The following is a 25,052-nucleotide window of genomic DNA, read 5'->3' as shown; positions in this document are numbered from 1 at the left end:
AATAGTGACTCATTAGAAAGTAGGGAAATGAATGACGGAACCAGCCATTCGTTATCGATTAATAAAAAAAGAAAAACATACAGGTGCGCGTTTAGGTGAAATTATTACACCTCACGGTACGTTTCCAACACCAATGTTTATGCCCGTTGGTACACTAGCAACGGTAAAAACAATGGCACCAGAGGAATTAAAAGCGATGGGTGCCGGTATTATTTTGAGTAATACATACCACCTATGGTTGCGACCAGGAGAAGACTTGATTGAAGAAGCAGGTGGCTTACATAAATTTATGAACTGGGATCAACCGATTTTGACCGATTCTGGTGGTTTCCAAGTCTTTTCACTCGCAGATATGCGTCGAATCGAAGAAGAAGGGGTTCATTTTAGAAACCACTTAAATGGCTCGAAAATGTTCTTATCACCAGAAAAAGCGATTCAAATTCAAAATAAACTTGGTCCAGATATTATGATGAGTTTTGACGAATGCCCACCATTTGATGAAAGTTATGACTATGTTAAAAAATCGGTGGAACGGACATCTCGTTGGGCAGAGCGCGGTCTAAAAGCGCATGCGAACCCAGATCGTCAAGGATTATTTGGAATTATCCAAGGAGCAGGATTTGAAGATTTACGTCGCCAAAGTGCCAAAGATTTGATTAGTATGGACTTCCCAGGTTACTCAATCGGTGGATTATCTGTAGGTGAATCAAAAGAAGAAATGAACCGTGTCTTAGACTTTACGACACCACTCATTCCTGATAACAAACCGCGTTACTTAATGGGTGTTGGTGCGCCAGATTCATTAATTGACGGTGTGATTCGTGGAATTGATATGTTTGACTGTGTCTTGCCAACTCGTATCGCTCGTAACGGAACTTGTATGACTTCTACCGGTCGTTTAGTTGTGAAAAATGCGCAATACGCGCGTGATTTTAGACCGATTGACGAAAATTGTGATTGCTACACATGTAAGAATTATACGCGTGCTTACGTTCGCCACTTGATTAAAGCGGATGAAACATTCGGTATGCGATTAACTTCGTACCATAACTTACACTTCTTGATTAACTTGATGAAACAAGTTCGCCAAGCAATTATGGACGATAATTTATTAGAATTCCGCCAACACTTCATTGAATCTTACGGATTTAATAAAGATAATGCGAGAAATTTCTGATTTTTTTGTGAAAAGACTAGTGCAGTGAATCCTTTTTTGGTACAGTTAACCTAGATAAAAAGTTGAGGTGAAATAAATGTCAGCAATAATTATGATTCTTCCAATCGTGGCGATGTTAATCTTTATGCAACGTTCACAAAAGAAACAACAAAGAGAACGTCAAGAACTAATGGATAGCGTTGCTCCAGGTAGCCGCGTTATTACAATCGGTGGTTTACACGGTGTTGTATCTGAAGTCAATAAAGATAAAAATACGATTGTCTTAGATTGCGAAGGAATTTACTTAGAATTTGAACGTACGTCGATTCGTACAGTAAAACCAGCAGCAGTAGTTGAAAATGATGATTCTGTAACAGAAGTCATCGTTGAAGAAGAAACACCAGCAGAATAATCAAATTGAAATCCAGTTAGACAACAACGTCTAGCTGGATTTTTTTGCGTATTCAGATTAATCAATGAGATAGAAAGTCTAGGTGTAGAATCAAAAACGACAAAATTAAAAACAAGATATCCTTATCTTCATGGAAAAGCAGATATCCAAGTTATCAAAGAGGGTGGAATTTTGCTAGCTTCTATTATCATCTGCACAAGAACATGCAGCAGCGGACTATAATCTTATCCTATTGCTACCATATTTTTGGAAGGGTTTATTATATTGAGGTATTTATTGGTGGAAGAGAAATATTTTGTACAGTATAAGTGCTCATGTTTTATATAATGCGCTAGTAATTTCACTTTCGATAATAATGAATTAGTAGAAGTGTTCATCGTGGAACATTGATTAATCACTTATCTGAATAAAAAATTCATTTCTTTTAATAGAGTGATGATCTTTTTGTTAACATCGTTCGTTTTTTCACATTTATATTTAGTTATTTTTCATGAAATTTGAAAATAAAGTCAGATTTTTACAGTCATAAATGATTTGTTGAAAAATAAATTTAAGAAAACAAATACTTTTAAATGTTGATATATCAATGTTTAACTTCTTTTTCATCAATGCTTTTGAAAAGTTGTGAAGAAAATCACAGGAAACTGTTTACAAATGCAAAGAAATTGTGTATGATTGATTTGTGAGATAGATAACAAACTAAAAATTAAATTTTCTTAGGAGGATTATCATGAGTAAAACAGTAGATAAAAAAGAAGACGTGGCAACAATTGATGTTTCAGTGATGATTGACGATTTGGCAGCAAAAGGAAATGTCGCTCTAAAAGAAATGGAAAACTTTGACCAAGAAAAAGTGGACCACATTGTTCATGAGATGGCGATGGCAGCTTTAAACGAGCACATGCCTTTAGCGAAATTGGCAGTTGAAGAAACAGGTCGCGGAATCTATGAAGATAAAGCAATCAAAAACATGTACGCATCTGAGTACATTTGGCACTCAATTAAAGACAACAAAACAGTTGGTGTCATCAGTGAAGATAAACAAAAAGGTTTGATCGAAATCGCTGAACCAGTTGGAGTCGTTTGTGGGGTAACACCAACAACAAACCCAACTTCGACGACAATCTTTAAAGCAATGATCGCAATTAAAACACGTAACCCAATTATCTTTGCTTTCCACCCAAGCGCACAAAAATGTTCAGCTGAAGCTGCACGTATCGTTCGTGACGCAGCGGTTGCAGCAGGTGCTCCTGAGAACTGTGTACAATGGATTGAACATCCATCAATTGAAGCAACTCAAGGTTTGATGAATCACCCAGGAATTGCGATTGTTTTAGCAACAGGTGGTGCGGGAATGGTTAAATCTGCGTACTCAACAGGAAAACCAGCACTAGGCGTAGGACCAGGTAACGTACCAGCTTATATCGAAAAAACAGCGAAAATCAAACGTGCAGTTAATGATTTAATCGTTTCAAAAACATTTGATAACGGCATGATTTGTGCATCAGAACAAGCAATCATTGTTGATAAAGAAGTTTACAAGTCAGTCAAAGCTGAATTCCAAGCGCACCAAGTATACTTTGTAAAACCAAGCGAATTACAAAAATTAGAAGACGCGGTAATGAACGAAGGTAAATATGCGGTTAACCCAGCAATCGTTGGAATGCCAGCAACGAAAATTGCAGAACTTGCAGGCATTAAAGTACCTGAAGGAACGAAAATGTTAGTCGCTGAATTAGAAGGTGTTGGCGCAGATTACCCACTTTCACGTGAAAAATTATCACCAGTATTAGCGATGATTAAAGCAGAAAATACAGAGCACGGCTTAGAGTTGTGTGAAGCGATGTTAGATTTAGGTGGATTAGGACATACAGCTGTTATTCATAGTGAAGACGAAGATTTACAAATCCGCTTCGGTTTACGCATGAAAGCTTGTCGTGTATTAGTCAATACACCATCAGCAGAAGGCGGAATCGGAAATATCTATAACGAAATGATTCCTTCATTAACATTAGGTTGCGGATCTTACGGTAAAAACTCTGTATCACGTAACGTATCAGCTGTAAACTTAATTAACGTGAAAACTTTAGCGAAACGGAGAAATAATATGCAATGGTTTAAATTACCGTCTAAAATTTACTTCGAACAAAACTCATTAATGTATTTAGTAGATATGGAAAACTTAGAACGTGTGATGATCGTTTGTGACCCAGGAATGGTTCAATTTGGTTACGTAGATCGTGTCCGTGAAGTATTAGCTCGTCGCACGAACACTGTTCAAATTGAAGTATTCTCTGATGTTGAACCAAACCCTTCAACAGATACGGTTTATAAAGGAACAGAAGTAATGATGAACTTCAAACCAGATACCGTTATTGCTATCGGTGGTGGTTCAGCAATGGACGCGGCTAAAGGCATGTGGATGTTCTATGAGAACCCAGAAACATCATTCTTTGGCGCAAAACAAAAATTCTTAGATATTCGTAAACGTACATACCAAATTGAAAAACCTGAAAAAACACAATTTGTATGTATTCCAACAACATCAGGTACGGGTGCAGAAGTAACGCCTTTTGCAGTAATCACAGATAGTGAAACACACGTGAAATACCCATTAGCAGACTATGCATTGACACCAGATGTAGCGATCATTGATCCACAATTCGTATTATCAGTACCAGCTTCAGTTACAGCAGATACAGGAATGGACGTTTTAACCCATGCGATTGAATCTTATGTTTCAGTAATGGCATCTGATTACACACGTGGATTAAGCTTACAAGCGATTAAAATTGTCTTCGATTACTTAGAGGCATCAACTTTACGTCCAGATATGGAATCACGTGAGAAAATGCATAACGCTTCAACAATGGCAGGGATGGCATTTGCCAACGCATTCTTAGGAATTTCTCACTCAATTGCTCATAAAATTGGTGGAGAGTACGGTATTCCACACGGTCGTACAAATGCGATTATCTTACCGCATATTGTTCGCTACAATGCGAAAGACCCTCAAAAACATGCAATGTTCCCTAAATATGACTTCTTCCGTGCCGATACAGACTACGCAGATATTGCGCGTTTCTTAGGTCTAAAAGGTGAAACGACTGAAGAGTTAGTGGAAGCATTAGCAACAGCGATTACTGAATTAGGTGAAAAAGTTGGAATCGAAATGAACTTGAAAGCACAAGGTGTGACACAAGAAGTTCTAGATTCAACAGTGGATCGTATGGCTGAATTGGCTTATGAAGACCAATGTACAACAGCGAATCCAAAACAACCATTAATTTCAGAATTAAAACAAATCATTATCGATGCGTACAACGCATAATTAAAAGCGTAAAAAAGACGAAGCCTCATTTGAGTGCTTCGTCTTTTGATTTTTCTTGGTTTTTATCTGTTCGATTCATTCGACTCAATTCATAAAAAAAGACCCCAAAACAATACAGCAACAAAATGACGCCAAGAGCAATCAGTAAATGTCCAGGAGTAAGATCGGTCGTAAAATTCATTGGATTGTAGCCATTATTTTGCATCAAGAAGTGGCTACCAATCAATAGTGACATCAAACCTAAGATAAAGTGAATTGATAGATTTTTCATTTGAGTCTCCTTTTTCGTGTATTGGGTAATTGAATAAGAGTGAATATTTACATTTGTTGTAAGTGTTTGCAGATGTGATTACAAGGAGCATTTCATTGAATAGGAAGAAAAGTATTGGAAAGAATAATTGTTTCGAATTTTCCTTGACTAGATGAATCCATCAGGTAGACTATTATTAAAAGGTTACAACATAAAAGGTGGAAGAACGAATGACAATTGAAACGTTACAAGCATTAACGAACTCACAAGGAAGCTTAATTGCGCTCCAACAACGTTTATCAGCAACGCGTGACATTATGAAAGAAGAAGTCCTCCAAAATTTTGTCTTTGATCTCAGAGATTATGCGGATAGTTTACGTGTTGTGACAGATTTATCAACTGTTACAACAATTGAAACGATTGAAGTCACAGAGATTTCTCGCGTTTTTTCAGAACAAAATCAATTACTACGCACCTTGATTACCGATTTAGAAGAACTAGATGAGCAAAACAAAAGCCAAGAATTTTTGAATTTAACCGAAGGCGAATTACGCCGCTTAATTGGTAGCCTCCAAGGTGTCCTAGAGTTGAACTCCTTGAATCTACAAGACAACCTAATTTTTCAACGCCAATTAAAGGATAAAGGCATTACCGTGAATCAAACAACAGAAGTAGTAGTGGATGAGCAAGAAAAAACTGGATTCTTCCAACGATTGTTTGGGAAAAAATAAAAAATAGCTCTGTGCAACTATTCCCATGGGAGAGCGTTGCTACAGGGCTATTTTTGTTTAGAAATATTTGGATGATTGATTGGAATTCTTTCCAATTACTCAGAGCAAAGCGTCTTTTTTAACACCTAGATTGAACGGGTAAAAAAATCTGACCTTCGGCTACTTCAGAAAATCCCCTCAATCGAAAAGCACGATTGTGTGTATTTCCCTCCAGTAGCTCAGGTCAGAACGATTTTTTTAACACCTTTGATTGAACGGGATTTTTTGAGCTGGTACTCGGTTATAAGCCGGATTCTTTTTGAAAGCACAGAACATTTTCAAACAAATCCTTGCTTATCACTCGTATCAAAGCGCTCAAGAAATCACCTTTGGCTATATTTTGTATAATCGATGCCTCTTGCTTGGCACCAGTCTTTGTTTTCTCCTGTTAAGAAGAGTGGGACTTTTTTGAGGTCTTCGGTTGTTTTGGCGCCAACGAGTGTATAAAGCGACACAAGTTCTTGTTGCCATTGTTTGACAAGGGCGATGGTGTCTTCAAGGTCATTAACGAGTAGTTGATTTAAGATACTTGCTGAAATGCCGACGGTTTTTACACCGAAGCAAAGGGCTTTAAAGATATCGTACGAATTTCGGATACCACCGGATGCGATTAAATTAAAGAGACCTGGAACTTCGTTGGCTTCTAATAGCGATTGAACCGTTGTAATCCCGAAATCATTTAAATAAGAAAATTCACGTTTTCGACGGCGCGCATTTTCGATTTGGGTGAAGCTTGTGCCGCCAGATCCGGCAATATCAATGGTTGTCACACCGACATCAATTAGTTGATGAATTGTTTGTCGAGACATCCCAAAACCGACTTCTTTAACGATAACTGGAACATCGACGCCTTTGACGATTTCTTCAATGAGGCTGAGCCAATTTGAAAAATCGCGATCTCCTTCAGGCATTACAAGTTCTTGTGGTGCGTTTAGGTGGATCTGTAAGGCATTTGCTTGGATAAGGTCAATCCCACGTTTGGCGTTTTCTAACGAAGAGCCTGCACCAATATTGGCTAATATGATGCCCTCGGGGTTCTCATCACGTACAATTGTAAATGTTTTGGCAACGCTAGGGTCGCGTAAAGCGGCTGAAATCGAACCTGTTGCAATCATTAAGCCAGTTTCACGTGCTAAAATTGCTAGTTCTTGGTTAATGTATCCTGTTTTTTCACTGCCACCAGTCATCGCATTAATGAAAAAAGGTGCGCTTAATTCGTAACCCAATAAATGGGTGGCAATCGATGTTTCATCGTAATTACTTAATGGTATTGATTGGTGAATGATTCGAACGTCGTCAAATGAATTAGACTTTGGTTTATGAAAGGCTTTAGCCAGTGAGACGTGCTCATCTTTGCGATCCATCGTTAGTTTCCTCCTTTAGGGTAGTGATAGACGTGTAGAGGAAGCGGCGTGATTTCAGCTTTTTCCCACAGACTCATCAAGGGTAAAATCCCTGTTTTTTTATCGGTAATCACAATGCCACAATCGCCACCGCCTGCACCAGAAGATTTTGCAGCTCCGCCCGATTTTTCAGCGAGGTCACACAATTTTTTGAGCGCGGGCGTTTCGATAATAACACCCGTCGTTGTTGCCAGACTGGCTAATAATTGACGATTGCGGGTAATCATTTGTTTAATCATAGGAATGTTTTGAGTTTGGAAACCTAGAATCATTTTCTCGACGCATTCACGGCTTTCGTTTAAAAAAGATTGATACGAATGTTCCTCATGTTCTCTGGATTGGTTGACTTGATCGACTAAATCAGAGGTTGATGCGGGACTACCTGTCCAACCAATCAATAAGCGTAAGTCTTTTGGTGTATCTAATGGTTGAATCGATAATTTAGGCCACTCGGCGTCCAATAAGGCACTTAATGACCATTTACTTTGTTTTTCTTTGATCCAAAGGCTATCGAAGGTCGAGAAGGCAATCCAACCGCCATAGCAACTAGCTGCAATATCACCACAAGAGCCATTTCCTTGAACGGCTAGATGAGCAAGGGCAGCAATTTTAAATTGCGTCAAGGTGTCCATTTCTAAGTCGTAAAAAACATTTAAAGCTTTGACCGTCGCGACCGTTACAGCTCCGCTTGATCCAAGGCCGTATTTTCGACCATTCGAATTATCTAATTCACTGCGAACTTTTAAGTGGTAAAAAGCAAGTAAGCGACCTTGCTCTTGTGCGTATTTCTCTGTTAGGCGGATGGCCTCTAAAATATAATGGAAAGGATTATCGCGGTGATCCAAAACAAGTACGCCATTTTTTCGTGTCCAACGAATGGGTAAATCACTGTATTGCGCCGACTGGATGCTACCATTTTTTGTTGCAGATTCGATCGTTACGCTAATAAATTGATCCACGGCTACAATAATGGCTGGGTGTCCAGGTTCGACGACGGCATATTCCCCGGCAATATAAAGTTTTCCTGGTGCGCTAACTTCAATCATGCTGTCACATCCGTTTCTAAATACTCCAGACCTGGACCACTAAAGGCACAAGTCAATTGTTCTTTGTTAAAGCTTTGTTCGAGTTGCTCTAAGATTTGTTTCACGTCTTTTTTCTGACATAAGACTTTGACGTTTGGACCGGCATCCATTGTGAAATAACAAGGAAGCCCCATCTGACGAATTTCGCGTACACGATTCATCGCAGTCAAGCTTTCTGGTGACCAATAAGTAAATGGTGGGGTCGCACCTAGTGTTGTACCGTGCATTTTCAAACCATTTGCTTCGGTTACCGTACCGAGTTTTTCAAAATCTTTTTCAGCAATCGCTTCTTTAGCTGTTTGTAAATCAATCGGGCTTGTTTTTAGCCAACCATCATAAAAAACTGACGTTTCGACGGTACGTTCCATACCATCACGGCTTGAAACGTCTTTTTGTTGATCGTTAATTAAGATAAAAATCATGGCTAAATCGTCTTCCCATTGATCGGAAGGGACCACTTTTGCAAAAGAGCTCGCATCATCTTGGCCTTTTTCCCATTCGACAAAACCACCATAAATACTACGACAAGCTGAACCGGATCCTCGACGTGCTAGGCGTGAAAGGTCTTGATCGGATAAATTGAGTTCTAAAGCTGCATTACAAGCACCTGCTAAAGCAGATAAGCCGCTCGCAGAAGAAGCAAGTCCAGCTGCTGTCGGCACGAAATTTTGACTTTCAACCGTTGCAAATAAATCCTTTTGGGCTAAAGAGCGAACGAGGTCTAAAAACTGGCTGACTTTTTTTGTGTTTTTTTCATCTTGACGCGCACCATCTAAATAGAACGTATCTTGTGTGAAGGTCTCTGAGAAAGTCACCATCGTTTCTGTGTAAAAAGCATCTAGTGTCAGTGATAAACTATTGTTCATAGGGATGATAAATTCTTTGTCGGCTTTACCCCAATATTTAATGAGTGCAATATTTGTATGTGCACGGGCTTTTCCTTTATACATGTTCATAAACTCCTAATCCTTGCATCCAGGTATCCTTGACCCCAGCATATTTTAATTGTGTTTGAATGTGTGTCACACTTTGATAGTCTTGACATAAAACGATAAAACAACCACCACGACCGCCACCAGTCAGTTTGGCGCCAAGTGCACCGTTGTCACGGGCAAGTTGAATCAATTCGTCGAGTCGTTCGTTACTGACTGTTAATTGTCTTAAATCTTCTTGAGCGAAGTTCATATACTGCCCGAGTTCGTGTGGTTGATTATGAATAATTGCTTCTTTGGTTAAACGAGAAAGATGACCCAAGTGGTGAATCAAATGATTGGTGTACTCGGTCTTTGTTTTCATTAATTGTGCAACAGCGGCGACGGCTTCACGTGTTCGACCGAGAATTCCAGTATCAGCGACTAATAAATAGGCGTCAATGTTTAAAGGAAAGGCTTCGAAATCTTTTCCTTTTTCAAAGTAAATCGGCTGGCTACCACTCGTTGTGGCGGCGTCGATGCCACTGGGGTTTCCGTGTGCAATTGCTTCTGAGAAATTGACATATGTAAGTAAGTCAGTGTCTGAAAGCGTGACGTCTATCCAATCAAAAAAAGCACGCGTAATCGCTGTCGCAACGGCTGCACTGGAGCCCATCCCTCGAGCAGAAGGAACGGTACTTTCAATCGTTAAATGAAAAGGACCTTGATCAAATTGCTGACAAAGGTGAGTGGTAAGCTGTTGAATGATTTGCAATGCTTCTGGGGCATCTGCTAACAATCCTGAATAGTGACTCGATGTGATTTGATTATGTGCGCTAGCGTTAAATGTTGCTGTCACACGTACCCCGCGAAAAGGAAAGGCAATTGCTGGTTCACCGTAAACAACAGCATGTTCGCCCATTAAAATAATTTTACCTGTACCATGACCGACTCCAATTGTCTTCATCCGTTTGTTCAACCTTCATTCTTTTTTAGTAAATCGTGATTCTTACGTTTGATTTTAGCCGTGAAGGCAATAGAAGAGAAACGTAAAAAGCACTCATTCGTATTTGCTAAATAGAGCATGCTTAACTATAGTACTAGAAAAAGTGAGATTCGTTAAGTCTTCTTATACGATTTTGAAAGAAACCTAACAAAATTTAACATAATTGTCATAATTTTCACGTCGTTCTTTTCTTGACGGTACTGATTTGGTGTTGTAAGGTAAGACAGTTGAAAAAAATAGGGAAATTAAATAGAAATGAGTTAGGAGATATGAGTGTGATTGTATTAGCAGGAACGATTGGTGCGGGTAAATCTAGTTTGACCGCAATGTTAGCAGAGCATTTAGAAAGTGAAGCTTTTTATGAGTCGGTTGAGGATAACGAAGTCTTACCATTATTTTACGAAGACCCAAATAAGTATGCTTTTTTACTACAGATTTACTTTTTAAACAAACGTTTTGAAAGTATCAAAAAAGCACTAAAACATGATAATAATGTGCTGGATCGTTCGATTTATGAAGATTCTCTTTTATTTCATTTAAATGCCGATTTAGGCCGTGCAACGGAGACAGAAGTACGTGTTTATGATGAATTGTTGAAGAATATGTTAGAAGAATTACCACATGCGGCACATAAGAAACATCCAGATTTACTTGTTCATATTCGTGTATCTTTCCCAACAATGCTTGAAAGAATTCAAAAACGTGGTCGTGATTTCGAACAAATTACTTATGACCCGAATTTATATGACTATTATAAAGAATTAAACCATCGTTATGATAAATGGTATGAAGAATATAATGAAAGTCCTAAAATCCAAATCGACGGCGATGTTTTAAATTTCGTAGAAGATACGGATGCGGCCAAAGAAGTCTTACGAATTATTGAAGAAAAAGTGAAAGAAGTCCGCCAAATAGGGATCTTAACGACAGCTAAATAGTAATGAAAAAAATCTTTCTAAGGAATCTCCTGTGGAAAGATTTTTTTGTTTCGAACCTTGCTTGTCAGTCGTTCAACAAACACGTTATAATAAAAGAAAGAAAAATCAGAAAAGAGGCGAAGGCATGCTTTCGATTGTCGTACCATGTTTTAATGAAGCAGAAACGATTCCGCATTTTGTCGCAGCAGTTGATGCTGTTATGACACCTATCGCGCAAGAGATTGAATACATTTTTGTCGATGATGGCTCGAAGGATCAAACATTAACGATTTTACAAGAATTAAATAAACAACGACCCCAAGAGATTCACTACTTATCTTTTTCACGTAATTTTGGCAAAGAGGCCGCACTTTATGCCGGGCTTAAAAACGCCAAAGGATCGGTTATTACTGTGATGGACGCGGACTTACAAGACCCTCCAGAGCTACTACCACAAATGTTAGACATGCTTCAGAATGAACATTTGGACTGTGTCGGTACGCGACGTAAGAATCGAACCGGAGAACCACCGATTCGCAGCTTTTTTTCTAAAGCCTTTTACAAAATTATTAATCAATTTAGCGATACCGAAATGATTGATGGCGTAAGAGATTTCCGCTTAATGACCCGACAAATGGTGGATGCTATCTTGGAAATGACCGAGTACAACCGCTTTTCAAAAGGTATTTTTAGTTGGGTAGGTTTCAAAACAGAATACATCGCGTATGAGAATCGAGAACGTGTCGCAGGCGAAACGTCATGGTCTTTCTGGGGATTATTTAAATATTCATTAGACGGTATCGTCAATTTCTCAGAGGCACCACTGATGTTCGCTTCATTCGTAGGCGCCTTGTCCTGTCTAGGCGCTGGAATCGCGTTAATCTTCATTGTCACCCGAGCCTTACTATTCGGTGATCCAACAAGCGGTTGGCCTTCTATCGTCTCGATTATGCTCTTTATGGGTGGTTTACAACTCTTATGTTTAGGGATTATTGGTAAATACATCGGAAAAATATTCTTAGAAACAAAAAAACGCCCCATTTATTTAATACGAGAACAATCAGAGGTTATTACTGAAGTGTCCAAGGACGAGTAATAAGATTGAATCGTTTGAAAGTGTTTTTTACTTTCAAAAAGAATCAAGCATATTACCGAGTCTTTACTTCAGAAATACCGTTTAAATCAGAGGTTATTGATTTGGAGCGTCCAGATGCGAGTGATAACGAAGCCGATGGAAAAATCGTTCTTTGATTTTATCCAACGGAAGAGTTATCGCCGAGCATTTGCTCCAACAATACCGTTTAGAATCAGAGGTTGCTGAAGCGTCCAAGGACGAGTAATCAGTCACAATTATCGTAGGAGTCATGATTGAAATCATGGCTTTTTTATTTTTTTAAGTAAATATTAAGATTGATATTTCACAATCTAATTTTTATTGATTTTTTTAAAATTAAAGAATCCCTTTAAAACAACCTTTCAAATAAAAACTTGCAACTTTTTCACATGTGAAAAAATTCTTGATAGTTTTTATATTCACATGCCCGTTATACTAAGCTTGTAAATATTTAAAGGGGGCAACACACATGACAAAAACAGTAATTATTGGATCGAACCACGCCGGGATTTCAGCTGCCAATACACTATTAGATAAATTCGATAATCAGGAAGTTGTTTTAATTGAAAAAACAGACCACATCAGCTACTTAAGCTGTGGGACAGCACTTTGGGTAGGTCGTCAAATTGAAGAATATGAAGGTTTATTCTACACAGACGAAGAAGAATTTAAAGCAAAAGGTGCAACAATCCACATGTCTACAGACGTGACTTCAGTGGACTATGCCAACAAAACTGTTCACTGTGTTTCGGCAGACGGTAAAGAGTGGGATGAAAGCTATGACAAACTTGTTTTAGCAACTGGTTCATTACCAATCGCTCCGAAAGTACCTGGACATGACTTAGGCAACATCCAATTCATGAAGAAATTCCATGAAGGACAAATGATTGATCAATTATTAGATCAAGACGATGTGAAAAACGTTGCAGTTATTGGAGCGGGTTACATCGGTGTTGAGATTGCGGAAGCGGCAAAACGTCGTGGCAAACATGTTCTATTATTTGATGCAGCGGATCGTTCATTACCAAACTACTATGACAAATGGTTTACCGATGACATGGATAAAAACTTAGCGGATAACGGCATTGAGTTACATTTAGGTGAACTTGTTGAAGAATACCGTGGAACAGATAAAGTTGAAGCCGTTGTAACTGCTAAAGGCGTTTACGAAGTTGATGTTGTTATCAACGCAATCGGATTCCGTCCAAACAGTGGCCTAGCTGGCGACCATTTAGAAACATTTGTAAATGGTGCATACTTAGTTGACCGTCACCAACAAACAAGTGACAAAGACGTTTACGCAGTCGGTGACTGTGCAACAGTTTACTCAAACGCTTTACAAGACACAGCTTATATCGCTTTAGCAAGTAACGCTGTTCGTACAGGAATTGTAGCTGGTGAAAACATCGGTGGAAACAAAATCGAATCTCCAGGTGTTCAAGGATCAAACGGTATTACAATCTTTGATTTACACATGGTTTCAACAGGTTACTCTGTACAATCAGCACCACGTTTTGGCTTAGATGTTAAATATACAGACATTGAAGATACTCAAAAACCAGCCTTCATGAAAGATAACGACAACGTTAAAACACGTATCGTTTACGATGCGAAAACACGTCGCATTGTTGGTGCACAAATGTCTTCAACAACTTCAGAAATTGGTATGGCAATCCACATGTTCTCATTAGCGATTGCTAAAGGGGTAACTGTTGATGAGTTAGCACTATTAGACTTATTCTTCTTACCACACTACAACCAACCATTTAACTACATTAACAAAGCAGCAGCTGCTGCAGAATAATCGGTAACAAAAAAGGAATGACCCTCGGGTGATTCCTTTTTTGTGTATTATACTTGTGTCGCGTTCCACGTAATGACGTCATTGACGATCGCTTTTAATACCGTGAAATCAAGTTTTTTTGTATTTCGCAATCGTAAGCACGTTTTCCCCATGGCTGATTTTGGGAAGAGGTGTGCATAGTTTGCTAAAATAGGTTCACCATTTTTTTCGCCTGTTATATAGAAGGAAAGATTATTTTTTTGAGGTGCAAGTGCAACGAGCGATGAAAAAGGATCTTCTGGATTGGCTTTGGCTAAATCTCCGTAAGCCACGAAGGTAATGGTTTTCGTTTGAACCAGTCGGCGATTTAACTGTGGGAAAGTGGTTTGCATCCACTGATCCAGTAGCTGGAATAATTCTTGATGTTCACTTTTTGAAATCAAATCGTCAATGGATTCTGCTGGAATATGCATAAGAAGCCTCCTAAACGTCTTTTTTCTTTATTCTAGCATAGAAGTTGAAAAAATATTAGTAAAACCATTGACGTGTCTATATATATTTGCTATACTGTTAAAGTTGAGAAATAAAAGTAGAAGCACCCGCTTCTCGCCTTAGTGATAATTTTTGCTGGGCAGAATAGGATTTCAGATCGTTTTTAGGCTGGAGTACGCGCGGGTTCGAATAAGAACTCGTTTTTTTTGTATTTTACGCCCTATTAATACAACTTTTTTTCTCGCAAAAAAACTTGGAGGTGAATGACCATAGCAAAGGATATGATGGTAAACGACGGCATTCGTGCTCGTGAACTAAGATTGATTGATCAAGATGGAGAACAACTTGGAGTAAAAACTAAATCAGAAGCATTAGAGCTTGCTGAAAAAGCAAACTTAGATGTTGTTTTAGTTGCACCTAATGCAAATCCACCCGTTGCACGTATTATGGATTACGGAAAACATCGCTTCGACTTGCAAAAGCGCGAGAGAGATGCCCGTAAGAAACAAAAAGTGATTAACGTTAAAGAAGTTCGCTTAAGTCCAACAATTGATATTCATGATTTCGAAACAAAACTTCGCAATGCACGTAAGTTCCTTGAAAAAGGCGATAAAGTGAAAGCTTCTATTCGTTTTAAAGGACGCGCCATTACCCATAAAGAGATTGGTCAGAAAGTTCTGGATCGTTTGGCTGAAGAAACTACAGATATTGCAACAGTGGAACAGAAAGCGAAAATGGACGGACGCAGCATGTTCCTAGTGTTAGCGCCAAAAAACGACAAGTAAATAGCGGCTCACTAAGCAATTAGTGAAACTGTCAGATAATGAAAGATTTTGAGGAGGAAATTAGTTATGCCAAAACAAAAAACACACCGCGGATTAGCAAAGCGCGTTAAACGTACTGGTTCAGGCGGATTAAAGAGATTCCGTGCATTTACAAGCCACCGTTTCCACGGAAAAACAAAGAAACAACGCCGTCAATTGCGTAAAGCAGGCATGGTTTCAAAAGGCGATTACAAACGTATTCGTCAAATGCTAGCTTACTTAAAATAATAAGAATAGCTACGCTTTAAGTAATTTAAAAAATTCAAGAAAAGATACATTTACATTTAGGAGGAATTAAACATGGCACGTGTTAAAGGTGGAACAGTAACTCGTAAGCGTCGTAAAAAGGTGCTTAAATTAGCAAAAGGCTATTACGGTTCGAAACATACTTTATTTAAAACAGCAAAAGAACAAGTAATGAACTCATATTACTACGCATATAGAGATCGTCGTCAAAAGAAACGTGATTTCCGTGGATTATGGATTACACGTATCAACGCGGCAGCTCGTATCAATGGCTTAAGCTACTCAAAATTAATGCACGGTTTGAAATTAGCTGAAATTGATGTTAACCGTAAAATGTTAGCAGATTTAGCAGTTAACGATGCAGCAGCATTTACTGCAATTGCAGATCAAGCTAAAACAGCATTAGCTAAATAAGCTTGAAAACATTGTAAAAACAACGTTTAACCCACTAGAAATAGTGGGTTTTTTTGTGTTTAAAAAATAGAAATAAGGTATCTAAACGAAAAGAATAAAAGAAAATTAGGGAGATGAAATAAATGTTTTACGTTCGGATATTAATTGATTGTTCTTATTTTTTATTCTTTTTAAAGAGATTTTTGTTTTGTTATACGAACGATATTGAGTTGAATATGATTAAATGGTAACAAATGGTTGCGGAAGGGTTTTTGATTCGATAAACTGAATAGGAGATTTTAAAGACAATAAGGAGTGTTTTTATGGAATTTATTCAAGATTTACTGGCTGCGATTGGTGTAGTCATTAATGGCGTACCACAAGGGATTTTAGCGTTATCATTAGGTTTTGCAGCATTTCCAACCGCGATTGCTTTTGCTTTTTCGGCAGTGGCGAATGCGGTGACGGGGTCGGTTGCTCCGATTTCGTTTCAAGTCGAATCGATTACAGTTGCGGGTGCGTTAGGGGATAATAAACGCGAACGAATTTCAATTATTTTATGGGCAGCAGTATTAATGACGGCTGTGGGTTTATTGGGTTGGATGAATACGTTAGTTGATTTTTTAGGCACCGATATTACTGCTGGAATGATGGCGGGGGTTGGTTTTATTTTAGCTCGTGCAGCAATTCGTATGACGCAAACGAATGTCGATGTGGGTTGGATTTCAATGATCTCGGCTATTCTCGTGTATATTTTTACGAAAGATTTGGTTTATACGATTTTACTATCGGTGGTCATTTCAACGCTTTATTCGGTTTATTATAAAAAAGCGACAATTGAATTACCGGCTGGTGTGGGTGATCAAAAACTATCGTTCATTAAACCAATGTTTTCAGGGCGTATCTTACGTGGCGCGCTTGCACTTGCTTGTCTGAATATCGGTTCAAATATCTCCTTTGGGATGATTACGGGAAGTATGACGGGCAGTGAGGCCAATCCGGTCAACGTTGATGTGTTAACGGTTGTTAGTTCTGTTGCTGATTTAATCTCGAGTGCTTTTGGTGGGGCACCACTGGAATCGATTATCTCTGCGACAGGTAGTGCGCCAAATCCTGTTTTCTCAGGTGTCTTAATGATGACGATTATGGCGATTATTTTAGGGACAGGGATTTTACCGAAAATGGGGAAATACGTTCCGACTGAATCGATTGCAGGTTTCTTATTTGTTTTAGGTGCTTTTGTAACGGTTACTGGAAATATTCAACCAGCTGTAGCTGAAAATCCATTAGTCGGTAGTGTGACGATGGTTGTAACGGCTTTGTTTGATCCATTTTTTGGGATGCTAGCAGGTTTAGTGATTAAATTTATTTTACCGATGATTGGAGTGTTCTTATAATATGGAGAAGACATATGAATTACAAGTAGCCGGGCTAAAAAGAACGTTGCCCATTATTCAAGTGGCAGAAGATTTAGCGATTGCTTCATTTGTTTTATTGGGAGATGCAGAAATGACAACCCAGGCAGCCATTGCTTTGGCTAAAAAATTACCAACCGACATCGATTATTTAGTCACAGCTGAAGCCAAAGGGATTCCCTTGTTGCAAGAGTTAGCACGGATCATGGATTTTAAAACGTATATCGTCGCTCGAAAAAGCGTTAAAGCCTATATGGATGCCCCTTTAGAAGCATCGGTTTTTTCAATTACAACACAAAAAGAACAGACCTTAATCTTAGATGGACGCGACGCTGCATTGATTGCTGGGAAAAATGTCGCGATTATTGATGATGTGATTAGTACTGGCGAATCCTTGCAAGCATTAGTCACATTGGTTGAAAAAGCCGGTGCGAAGGTGATTGCCCAAGCAGCTGTTTTAGCAGAAGGCGACGCTGCCAATCGTGAGGACATTGTATTTTTAGAAGAATTACCATTGTTTCCTCTATAAAAATCAACGCAAAAGATGCGAATTGTGCTTTGAACAGTTCGCATCTTTTCTACTTCTAGCGTATGCTAGAATCAATCGTTAAGAAAGGGCTGCCTATGCAAACATTGAATTGGTTACAAGATTATTGGCTAACGTCAGATCAAAAAATCGAAAATAGAACGTATGAAACACAAAATGAAGATTATGAAGGAATGACTTTCACGATAAGTGGTGAGACGTTTCGGAGTCGTTTAGCCAAAAAGACACCGAAGAAAAAAGGCTATTTTGTCGTGTTTTGGGAAAAAGATCCGCAAAATAAAAATCAGCCGTATGCTTTTTTAGAAGCACCGAACCAGCTAATCGTGATTGTTAAGGATGCCGAAAAACAAGGATGCTTTCTTTTTCCGAAAGAGGTACTTTTGCAGCAAGGAATTTTATCGAGTGACACGAGTAAAGGGAAAATGGCGTTGCGAGTCTATCCGATATGGGAAACCGATTTAAATGCGAGTGCAGCACGAACACAAAAATGGCAGACGAAGTATTTTAGTGATTACACGAATAAATGAGATGAGGGATGGGGCAATGAAAACATTATTCAATGGACAAATTGTTGAAAAGGATGAAGTAGCGATTTCTTTTGAAGATCGTGGGTATCACTTTGGCGATGGCTTATATGAAGCGGTACGGATTTATGCCGGAAAAATGTTTATGTTTTCCGAGCATTTCGACCGATTGGAACGAGGCGCAGAGAAGATTCATTTAGGTTTACCATTTACAAAATCAGAATTAGGAAAGATGCTAGAAGATTTAATCGAAGCAACAGAAGTTCAAAATGGGCTCGTTTATTTTCAAATCTCACGTGGGATTGTTTCGCCTAGACAACATTTAATTCCAGAAAAAGGCAGTGTAACACCCGTTTATTTGGGCTATACGTTACCGTTTGAACGCCCTGTAGTGCTTCAACAAACGGGGCAGCGAGCAACCGTTATTCCAGATATGCGTTGGTTGCATTGCGACATTAAGTCTCTGAGTTTGATGGGGAATCTGTTATCACTCGATGAAGCAGTCAAGAAAGACTATGATGACGCGTTACTTGAGCGCGATGGTGTTTTTACGGAAGCCTCGGCTTCAAATGCTTGGTTTGTGATTGATGGTGTGATTTACACTCATCCAGATGGGAACTTGATTTTACCAGGTATTACGAAGCAACATTTATTGCAACTAGCGAAGGAAAATAATCTGATTGTGATCGAAGAAGCGGTCAAAGTCAGTCAACTAGCAGATATCGACGAATGTTTCGTAACAAATAGTATCTATGAAATCGTGCCAATAGTATCGATTGATGGTCAGGCGATAGGTGATGGGAAACCAGGCCCTTTGACACAACAACTGTTAGCGTTATACATTGCTTCAACGATTGATTAATCGAATAAAAACCCCCGATTTTTTTCGCATCAAGAGAAAAATCAGGGGGATTTTTTTAACGAAAAGATTCTTTTAATAAGTAGTATTCATTCATATCTTGAAACTCTTCATAAATAAAAATATCTTGTGGGCGTGTACCTAGTAGTGTAAAGCCACAACTTTGAGCGACTTTATTGCTGCCGATGTTTCGCACATCAGCCATAATGGTCAACTTGTTTAATTTTAGAACATCAAAGGCATACTGGCAAAGCGCACGTACGGCTTTAGAGGTTACGCCTTTTTTCGTGTAATCCGTATGAACCCAATAGCCAATTTCAGCTTTTTTTACAGTGGGATGAATGGCATGCAAATCGATGGTTCCGATTAATTGATCGCCAGATGCGATGAAAAAAAGCTTATCGGTGCCGTTAGCCGAACCTTGAAGTTTCATTTTGATATAATTTTCTTGCAAGGTTACATCGACGGAAGCATCGACAAAATCTAAAAAGGTTCGTAAATGCTCACGATTCGAATCAACCAATTTAAAAATGTCTTCAGCCATCGTGATTTCAGCTGCGACTAAAGAATAACCGTCTCCGATTGGTAAATGAAAATATTTTGACATATGCATCCACTCCGATTCCTAAAAAAGTTATGACATAGCATACCATCCAGACGTTAGAATAGCAAACAATCATTGACCGTTATTTTTATTTTCGTTATACTTTCGACAGAGGAGGGGTATCATGCATCCATTTTTAGAACCCTATAACTATTACTTTTTACGTGAACAAACGCAACTACTAGCCCAAACGCATCGCAGTGTCAATGATCGCTCAACGATTCAAGCGGTTCGTGGTTTGGCTTTTGAAACGATTAAAGAAGAATTAAGTCATTTAACACAAGAAGAATTAGCAATTGTAATGGCGATTGAAAAAATTACCGATAGTCAAAGAGAAGTCGATCGCTATTTGGAGAATCTACGTTTATTTGTTCGCCCGTTTAAACAACCAAGTGAAGCGGGAGTTAAGAAGGCTTTCGCCAAAACAAAGAAAATTCAAATGCCCGATTGGGAAACCATTGATTTAAAAGAATATTCGTTTTACGCTTGGAATGATCCAGGTCAACAAAGTAAATTCATTTTGTATTATCAAAATGCGAAACTCCAAGGGTTGCAAGGAACAATTAGTAATGAAGTCAAAAAAGGCATTTGTACGATTTGTCATGGAACGAGTGGGGTTTCTTTATTTACAGTCAAAGGAAAAGTCAATAAAGACGGACAGTACAAAACTAAAGGCAATTATATTTGCTATAACAGTGAGGCATGTAATCGTCAACTACAGACAAGAACCCATTTCGATGCCTTTATTGAACAAGTCAAAGCCAAATAAAAAGAACGTTTGTAGCCAAGGAAGTATCTCTTGACTACGAACGTTCTTTTTTAGACCTGATTTTCAGTGGAAAGGTGTTCGACAAAAAAGTCGGTGACTAAATCCATTGTTGCCCCACGAACTAAGTGACGTTCGTCTTCGGAAACAAATTCAATGTTTTCTTGCGGATGTTTTTCAACAAAGTCTTGGATATGTTCATAAGGAATTTTTTCGTCGTCGGTGCCGTGCCAAATTAAGAACGGACGCTCGCCTAATGTTTCAATTTGCGAATCCAAATCATAAGCATCAATCCATCCCAGCAGTTGTTCATAATCATGTGGCAAAAAGAAACCTGCCGCATTGGCATGATATAAAATCCGTTCACGATAACGAATCATGGCGGGTGACCCCATAATACAAGCTGCTGCAGTAATTTCTGGATGTTGGGTTAATAATCCAGCGGTCGTCATGCCACCCATTGAAACCCCACCGACACCAATTTGATTGGTTGTAACGCCTAAATTTTCAAAAAAATCAACGATAAATGAAAATTCAAATAAGTTACTTTGGATACTATTCCAAAAAGTTAATGATGGGATTGGGGAAAGCTCTGTTTTACGTTCGCCGTGATTGGCAGCATCAGGTAAGACAACACGAAACCCTTGCTTGGCTAATTTTCGGCCCTGAGTTAAGACGAGCTCTTTGGCTGTTTGCCAACCATGATAATAAATAATCAACGGCATCGGTTCATAAATTTTTGTTTCATCTACAACTTCTAAAATAGGAATATTCCCAATTTTTCTTTTTCGAATGGCTAATTTCATGTTCATCCCTCCAATAATAGTATAACTGATATCCATCTTTTAATTAAACCGATTGCTTCTGATCAGAATGTAAACGCTCTTTAATAGAAGCGAGATATGCTATAATAAGCGCGAAGAAGAGGATTTTACCATCAAATAAAGGATGTGTCTAGTATGGGGAAAACGACGATTCATTGTTCAATATGTGGCAATTCACTTGTAACGGGTGTCTTATTAAAAGAGGTTGAACCGGATGTGAAAAAAATGATTCTAAGCGATCATCCAGAGTTAACAGATGCAAGTATGCTCTGCTTTTCTTGTGTGACGGACTATCGTTTGGCTCATATTAAAGAAACGATTCAAAGTGATTCTAAAGAGATGAATCATCTAAATGAAACGGTATTTAAGAGTATTGAACAAGGGCAACCAGTGACGAAAAATACAAACCATAGCATTAAAAATCGATTGACCTTAGGACAAAAAACAGCAGATGCGATTGCGAAGTTTGGTGGGAGTTGGCCGTTTATTTTCAGTTTTATGTTTGTTTTAATTAGTTGGATTACGATAAATTCGCTTGCGTTATTCGGCCAAAGGTTTGATCCGTATCCGTACATTTTGCTAAACCTGGTTTTGTCTTGTTTAGCTGCCATCCAAGCACCGATTATTATGATGAGTCAAAATCGACAAGCGGAACGTGATCGGTTACAAACGTCCAATGATTATCAAACCAATTTAAAGGCAGAAATCGAAATTCGTTTGTTGCATCAAAAGTTGGATCATTTATTAACCAATGAATGGCAACATTTAATTGAGATTCAAACGATTCAATTATCGCTTTTAGAAGAACTGCAAAAACAAGTGGATGCACTTGAAACTGTCGTACGAGAAGAAAAGGAACAAATAGAATAATAAAAAAGGAATTCGCTCGTTTGGGCTGAATTCCTTTTTTCTATTTATAGTTTTTTCGTAAAACAAATGATCCGATTCGCTTCAATAAATCCGTGGGATAAGTGAAATCGTAAACTCTCGTCATTCGTCAGTTCACAATCACTCGCAAATTCTGTACAACCTTGTTGCTTGGCCCAAGTTTGACAAGCAGTTAATAATTGCCCAGCAATCCCTTGTTTACGAAGCGCTTCTTGTACATAGATTCCTTCTAAGTAACCGACGGGCGAGCTGTCTGTCCCTTCAACATAATCATGGCGCAATTGAACATGGGCAAAAGCGACCGCTTGATTGTCAGCGTAGTATAGGAAGAAAGTAGTATCGGAATTTTTGAGACTTTCGCGCATCTCCGCTTCCAGTGAGGCAACGGTATTATCAGGCCAAAGTTCTTGAGCAAGCGTTGCAACAAATGTGATTTCTGTAAGACTGGCTTGTCTAATCATTGGTTTGTCCTTTTTGCTGTTCAAATGTTTCTAAGAAAATGTGATGGATTTCAGGGTGACTACGTTTTAATTGAAGCAAGCGATTGTTTTCTTTACTTAAGAAACAATGTTTACTTGTTCCGACTGTTAAGAGTTGATTGGTTGTTTGATTGAAAATCTCATAAGAAAAATCTAAACGCGTGCCGGTATATTTATCAATTGTGACCTCAATCCGTACTTGATCTTCATAACGAATCATTTCTTTATAGTCGCAACTGACAGCTAAAACAGGAATGATAATCCCAGCTGCTTCAATTTTATAATAAGGCACATCTAAAAATGTCAGCCAATCAACACGGGCTTCTTCAAACCAGCGAATGTAATTGGAGTGATGAATAATCCCCATTTGATCTGTTTCGTAGTAATGGGGTTGTCGTAAATAACCAGAATAAGTCATAGGAAACTCCTTTAAATTGGATTAGTAGTACCTTTAGTTTAGCACAAATCACCGAAATGTTTCGAAAATATTATTGCAATTTCACTCGAACGATTCCTAATTCAATCGCTTTGATGACGGAAGTTAAAGCCGAAGTTGTTTCTAGTTTTTCGTTAATCGTATAAATATGGTTACGGACCGTTCGATCACTAATCGCTAATTCATCAGCAATCGCTGTTTGTTTGACGCCTTGTGCGAGCAGTTGTAGAATCTCTTTTTCACGTGGGCTTAAGCTGCGATAAAGCCGTTCTTGCTCGTTCTCTTTTGGAAAAACGAAGACATTATCGAAATGGACTTTTTCAAGCTGGGTAATCAGTTGGTCAATGGGTAGATTTTTACTGAAAAAGCCATAGGCACCAATCGCTTGTGCTTGTTCATGGTATTCGACTAAATTAAAGCCTGACAGGAAAATGATTTTACTTGAGAAGTTTGCGATGACTTGTTCAGCCAGTTCAATACCATTGTATTCGCCCATATGAATATCCATCAGGACGATGGAAGGTTGGTACTTTTTGACAGTTTCAAGCGTTAAAGATGGGTCGATCAAATGTTTAAAGTCCGTCACGCTTTCGTATTTATTCAAAGTGAGTTCTAAACTTTTTCCGATTAAATAATGATCATCAACTAATAGTATTTTCATTTGTAACCTCCATGACTTCTAAAGGGATTGTCGTTTTGATCTTTGTTCCAGTAGAGTGTTTTTCAGATGGAATCATTTCAAATGTCCCATTTAGCCAATTGACATCATTCTTAATCGAAAGCAAGCCAATATGCCCTTTTTTATGAATCAGCTCTTTTTCTAAGTATTCTAAGGAAGCAATGCCGATACCATCATCTTCAACGGTTAGTGTCAAATTACCGGCTGTGATTTCAAGCGTTGTTTCGACGAGCGTTCCGTGTGCATGTTTGGCGCTGTTTTCGTTTAATTCTTTGATGATACGATAAATTGGTGCGATGACAAATTCTGGCGGTTGTTGTGAGACGCGATGGCGCAATTGAAAATGGCGATCAGGATAGCGTTGGTTAAAATCCTGGATTAAAATGGCCACGTTGTCTTCGAATGGAATATGATACAAGGTCGAAGGTGCCGTGTTGAAAATCTCGTTTCGAATCGATGCAATCAATTTAGTAAATTCGAGTGTGATTAGTTCCATTATTTCTGCGTCACCTTCTAGTTGGTGCATCAAGGTATTTAACGCAATAATCGTTTGCAACACCTCGTCATGTAAGTAATGCGTATAGTTTGTTTTTGTGCATCGTGTAACAGACGAACCGTTTTGGTAATCACCGAATATTGTTGAAGAAAAGCGGTGATTTCTACATCAGAAGCATTGTCTAACGATTGTTCAAAAAACAGCCACAGTATCTGTTCGGCTTGTCGGACACGTAAAGCTTTGAATGATTGATTGTTTCGCTCAACAACTTTGGAAGTTGTGTAGAAATCAGGTAGTAGGGGCATTACGTCTTCTTTCGTGAGCCAGCCCTTTTGACTTAGTGTCATGATTTCATTCTTTTTTTGAGTCAAAAATAAAAAGTTTTCACTTTGAGTCAGCTCGCATAAACGACTAGTTAGAAGTGTAGAGACATTATGCAAAA

At 38.6% G+C, this 25,052-nt stretch carries 30 protein-coding genes and 1 other annotated feature; of the genes, 17 read left to right on the top strand and 13 right to left on the bottom strand.

What is annotated here, in order from left to right:
• Positions 1 to 31 precede the first annotated feature (31 nt).
• The 3 genes from tgt to adhE all read left to right on the top strand — a co-directional run bounded on the left by tgt (position 32) and on the right by adhE (position 4,899).
• Positions 32 to 1,177, top strand: coding sequence for a tRNA guanosine(34) transglycosylase Tgt (gene tgt / locus IEV09_RS03125; RefSeq protein WP_188366818.1), 1,146 nt, complete (start codon positions 32 to 34; stop codon positions 1,175 to 1,177).
• A 76-nt stretch (positions 1,178 to 1,253) separates the two neighbouring features.
• Positions 1,254 to 1,568: a preprotein translocase subunit YajC gene (gene yajC / locus IEV09_RS03120; RefSeq protein WP_188366817.1), complete on the top strand. Its 315-nt coding sequence runs from the start codon at positions 1,254 to 1,256 to the stop codon at positions 1,566 to 1,568.
• Positions 1,569 to 2,298: 730 nt separating this feature from the next.
• On the top strand, positions 2,299 to 4,899 hold the full coding sequence (adhE, locus tag IEV09_RS03115; protein ID WP_188366816.1) for a bifunctional acetaldehyde-CoA/alcohol dehydrogenase: 2,601 nt from the start codon (positions 2,299 to 2,301) through the stop codon (positions 4,897 to 4,899).
• Between the two features lie 25 nt (positions 4,900 to 4,924).
• Here the strand turns inward: adhE and IEV09_RS03110 are convergent, their stop codons facing one another.
• Complete coding sequence (locus tag IEV09_RS03110; protein ID WP_188366815.1) at positions 4,925 to 5,170, bottom strand: hypothetical protein; 246 nt, start codon at positions 5,168 to 5,170, stop codon at positions 4,925 to 4,927.
• Positions 5,171 to 5,379: 209 nt separating this feature from the next.
• Here IEV09_RS03110 and IEV09_RS03105 point away from each other — a divergent pair, with 209 nt between their 5' ends.
• Entirely contained in the window at positions 5,380 to 5,880 is a 501-nt protein-coding gene (locus IEV09_RS03105; RefSeq protein WP_188366814.1) for a hypothetical protein, read from the top strand.
• 362 nt (positions 5,881 to 6,242) lie between these two features.
• Here IEV09_RS03105 and fni read toward each other — a convergent pair whose 3' ends face one another.
• The 4 genes from fni to mvk are packed head-to-tail and all read right to left on the bottom strand — an operon-like array spanning position 6,243 to position 10,285.
• Positions 6,243 to 7,283, bottom strand: coding sequence for a type 2 isopentenyl-diphosphate Delta-isomerase (gene fni, locus IEV09_RS03100; RefSeq protein ID WP_188366813.1), 1,041 nt, complete (start codon positions 7,281 to 7,283; stop codon positions 6,243 to 6,245).
• Between the two features lie 2 nt (positions 7,284 to 7,285).
• A complete protein-coding gene (locus IEV09_RS03095) occupies positions 7,286 to 8,368 on the bottom strand; it encodes a phosphomevalonate kinase (protein WP_188366812.1) in 1,083 nt (360 codons plus the stop codon).
• Positions 8,365 to 9,357 carry a diphosphomevalonate decarboxylase gene (gene mvaD, locus IEV09_RS03090; RefSeq protein ID WP_188366811.1) on the bottom strand — a complete coding sequence of 331 codons (993 nt, stop codon included), beginning with the start codon at positions 9,355 to 9,357 and terminating at the stop codon, positions 8,365 to 8,367. Before mvaD ends, IEV09_RS03095 begins: the two co-directional genes overlap by 4 nt.
• Positions 9,350 to 10,285 carry a mevalonate kinase gene (gene mvk / locus IEV09_RS03085; RefSeq protein ID WP_188366810.1) on the bottom strand — a complete coding sequence of 312 codons (936 nt, stop codon included), beginning with the start codon at positions 10,283 to 10,285 and terminating at the stop codon, positions 9,350 to 9,352. Before mvk ends, mvaD begins: the two co-directional genes overlap by 8 nt.
• A gap of 308 nt (positions 10,286 to 10,593) precedes the next feature.
• Here mvk and IEV09_RS03080 point away from each other — a divergent pair, with 308 nt between their 5' ends.
• The 4 genes from IEV09_RS03080 (at position 10,594) to nox (ending at position 14,159) form a co-directional block, all read left to right on the top strand.
• Entirely contained in the window at positions 10,594 to 11,262 is a 669-nt protein-coding gene (locus IEV09_RS03080; RefSeq protein WP_188366809.1) for a deoxynucleoside kinase, read from the top strand.
• Positions 11,263 to 11,386: 124 nt separating this feature from the next.
• Positions 11,387 to 12,337 carry a glycosyltransferase family 2 protein gene (locus IEV09_RS03075; RefSeq protein WP_188367096.1) on the top strand — a complete coding sequence of 317 codons (951 nt, stop codon included), beginning with the start codon at positions 11,387 to 11,389 and terminating at the stop codon, positions 12,335 to 12,337.
• A 5-nt stretch (positions 12,338 to 12,342) separates the two neighbouring features.
• Positions 12,343 to 12,492: a hypothetical protein gene (locus tag IEV09_RS03070; protein WP_188366808.1), complete on the top strand. Its 150-nt coding sequence runs from the start codon at positions 12,343 to 12,345 to the stop codon at positions 12,490 to 12,492.
• Between the two features lie 332 nt (positions 12,493 to 12,824).
• On the top strand, positions 12,825 to 14,159 hold the full coding sequence (gene nox / locus IEV09_RS03065) for a H2O-forming NADH oxidase (RefSeq protein WP_188366807.1): 1,335 nt from the start codon (positions 12,825 to 12,827) through the stop codon (positions 14,157 to 14,159).
• A gap of 47 nt (positions 14,160 to 14,206) precedes the next feature.
• Here the strand turns inward: nox and IEV09_RS03060 are convergent, their stop codons facing one another.
• Positions 14,207 to 14,611, bottom strand: coding sequence for a DUF1801 domain-containing protein (locus IEV09_RS03060; RefSeq protein ID WP_188366806.1), 405 nt, complete (start codon positions 14,609 to 14,611; stop codon positions 14,207 to 14,209).
• A 108-nt stretch (positions 14,612 to 14,719) separates the two neighbouring features.
• Positions 14,720 to 14,845: a sequence feature (ribosomal protein L20 leader region), on the top strand.
• Between the two features lie 48 nt (positions 14,846 to 14,893).
• Here IEV09_RS03060 and infC point away from each other — a divergent pair.
• From infC to dat, 7 genes are all read left to right on the top strand, one after another.
• Positions 14,894 to 15,415, top strand: a complete 522-nt coding sequence (gene infC / locus IEV09_RS03055) for a translation initiation factor IF-3 (protein ID WP_188366805.1) — start codon at positions 14,894 to 14,896, stop codon at positions 15,413 to 15,415.
• Between the two features lie 66 nt (positions 15,416 to 15,481).
• On the top strand, positions 15,482 to 15,682 hold the full coding sequence (rpmI, locus tag IEV09_RS03050) for a 50S ribosomal protein L35 (RefSeq protein ID WP_188366804.1): 201 nt from the start codon (positions 15,482 to 15,484) through the stop codon (positions 15,680 to 15,682).
• Between the two features lie 72 nt (positions 15,683 to 15,754).
• Positions 15,755 to 16,114 (top strand): 50S ribosomal protein L20, encoded by a 360-nt coding sequence (gene rplT, locus IEV09_RS03045; protein WP_188366803.1) that lies wholly within the window; start codon positions 15,755 to 15,757, stop codon positions 16,112 to 16,114.
• Between the two features lie 302 nt (positions 16,115 to 16,416).
• Positions 16,417 to 17,490 carry an NCS2 family permease gene (locus IEV09_RS03040; protein WP_188366802.1) on the top strand — a complete coding sequence of 358 codons (1,074 nt, stop codon included), beginning with the start codon at positions 16,417 to 16,419 and terminating at the stop codon, positions 17,488 to 17,490.
• Between the two features lies 1 nt (position 17,491).
• Positions 17,492 to 18,037, top strand: coding sequence for a phosphoribosyltransferase family protein (locus tag IEV09_RS03035; RefSeq protein ID WP_188366801.1), 546 nt, complete (start codon positions 17,492 to 17,494; stop codon positions 18,035 to 18,037).
• A gap of 95 nt (positions 18,038 to 18,132) precedes the next feature.
• Complete coding sequence (locus IEV09_RS03030) at positions 18,133 to 18,582, top strand: MepB family protein (protein ID WP_188366800.1); 450 nt, start codon at positions 18,133 to 18,135, stop codon at positions 18,580 to 18,582.
• A 16-nt stretch (positions 18,583 to 18,598) separates the two neighbouring features.
• Positions 18,599 to 19,441 carry a D-amino-acid transaminase gene (dat, locus tag IEV09_RS03025; protein WP_188366799.1) on the top strand — a complete coding sequence of 281 codons (843 nt, stop codon included), beginning with the start codon at positions 18,599 to 18,601 and terminating at the stop codon, positions 19,439 to 19,441.
• A 55-nt stretch (positions 19,442 to 19,496) separates the two neighbouring features.
• Here dat and IEV09_RS03020 read toward each other — a convergent pair whose 3' ends face one another.
• A complete protein-coding gene (locus IEV09_RS03020; RefSeq protein ID WP_188366798.1) occupies positions 19,497 to 20,045 on the bottom strand; it encodes a GNAT family N-acetyltransferase in 549 nt (182 codons plus the stop codon).
• Positions 20,046 to 20,166: 121 nt separating this feature from the next.
• Between IEV09_RS03020 and IEV09_RS03015 the strand changes: the two genes are divergently transcribed.
• Positions 20,167 to 20,811, top strand: coding sequence for a FusB/FusC family EF-G-binding protein (locus tag IEV09_RS03015; protein ID WP_188366797.1), 645 nt, complete (start codon positions 20,167 to 20,169; stop codon positions 20,809 to 20,811).
• Positions 20,812 to 20,861: 50 nt separating this feature from the next.
• Here IEV09_RS03015 and IEV09_RS03010 read toward each other — a convergent pair whose 3' ends face one another.
• Positions 20,862 to 21,614: an alpha/beta fold hydrolase gene (locus tag IEV09_RS03010; RefSeq protein ID WP_188366796.1), complete on the bottom strand. Its 753-nt coding sequence runs from the start codon at positions 21,612 to 21,614 to the stop codon at positions 20,862 to 20,864.
• Between the two features lie 153 nt (positions 21,615 to 21,767).
• Here IEV09_RS03010 and IEV09_RS03005 point away from each other — a divergent pair, with 153 nt between their 5' ends.
• Positions 21,768 to 22,502 (top strand): DUF1003 domain-containing protein, encoded by a 735-nt coding sequence (locus IEV09_RS03005; protein WP_188366795.1) that lies wholly within the window; start codon positions 21,768 to 21,770, stop codon positions 22,500 to 22,502.
• A gap of 44 nt (positions 22,503 to 22,546) precedes the next feature.
• Here the strand turns inward: IEV09_RS03005 and aac(6') are convergent, their stop codons facing one another.
• The 5 genes from aac(6') to IEV09_RS02980 all read right to left on the bottom strand — a co-directional run bounded on the left by aac(6') (position 22,547) and on the right by IEV09_RS02980 (position 24,957).
• Complete coding sequence (aac(6'), locus tag IEV09_RS03000) at positions 22,547 to 22,981, bottom strand: aminoglycoside 6'-N-acetyltransferase (protein ID WP_188366794.1); 435 nt, start codon at positions 22,979 to 22,981, stop codon at positions 22,547 to 22,549.
• Positions 22,974 to 23,417 (bottom strand): acyl-CoA thioesterase, encoded by a 444-nt coding sequence (locus IEV09_RS02995; protein WP_188366793.1) that lies wholly within the window; start codon positions 23,415 to 23,417, stop codon positions 22,974 to 22,976. Before IEV09_RS02995 ends, aac(6') begins: the two co-directional genes overlap by 8 nt.
• A 70-nt stretch (positions 23,418 to 23,487) precedes the next feature.
• Positions 23,488 to 24,096: a response regulator transcription factor gene (locus tag IEV09_RS02990; RefSeq protein WP_188366792.1), complete on the bottom strand. Its 609-nt coding sequence runs from the start codon at positions 24,094 to 24,096 to the stop codon at positions 23,488 to 23,490.
• Positions 24,077 to 24,670: a sensor histidine kinase gene (locus IEV09_RS02985; protein WP_188366791.1), complete on the bottom strand. Its 594-nt coding sequence runs from the start codon at positions 24,668 to 24,670 to the stop codon at positions 24,077 to 24,079. Before IEV09_RS02985 ends, IEV09_RS02990 begins: the two co-directional genes overlap by 20 nt.
• Positions 24,649 to 24,957: a hypothetical protein gene (locus IEV09_RS02980; protein ID WP_188366790.1), complete on the bottom strand. Its 309-nt coding sequence runs from the start codon at positions 24,955 to 24,957 to the stop codon at positions 24,649 to 24,651. Before IEV09_RS02980 ends, IEV09_RS02985 begins: the two co-directional genes overlap by 22 nt.
• Positions 24,958 to 25,052 lie beyond the last annotated feature (95 nt).

Source organism: Enterococcus alcedinis, from assembly GCF_014635985.1.
In the GTDB taxonomy this organism is placed as follows: domain Bacteria; phylum Bacillota; class Bacilli; order Lactobacillales; family Enterococcaceae; genus Enterococcus_I; species Enterococcus_I alcedinis.
This window is presented reverse-complemented; position numbering and strand designations above follow the sequence as displayed.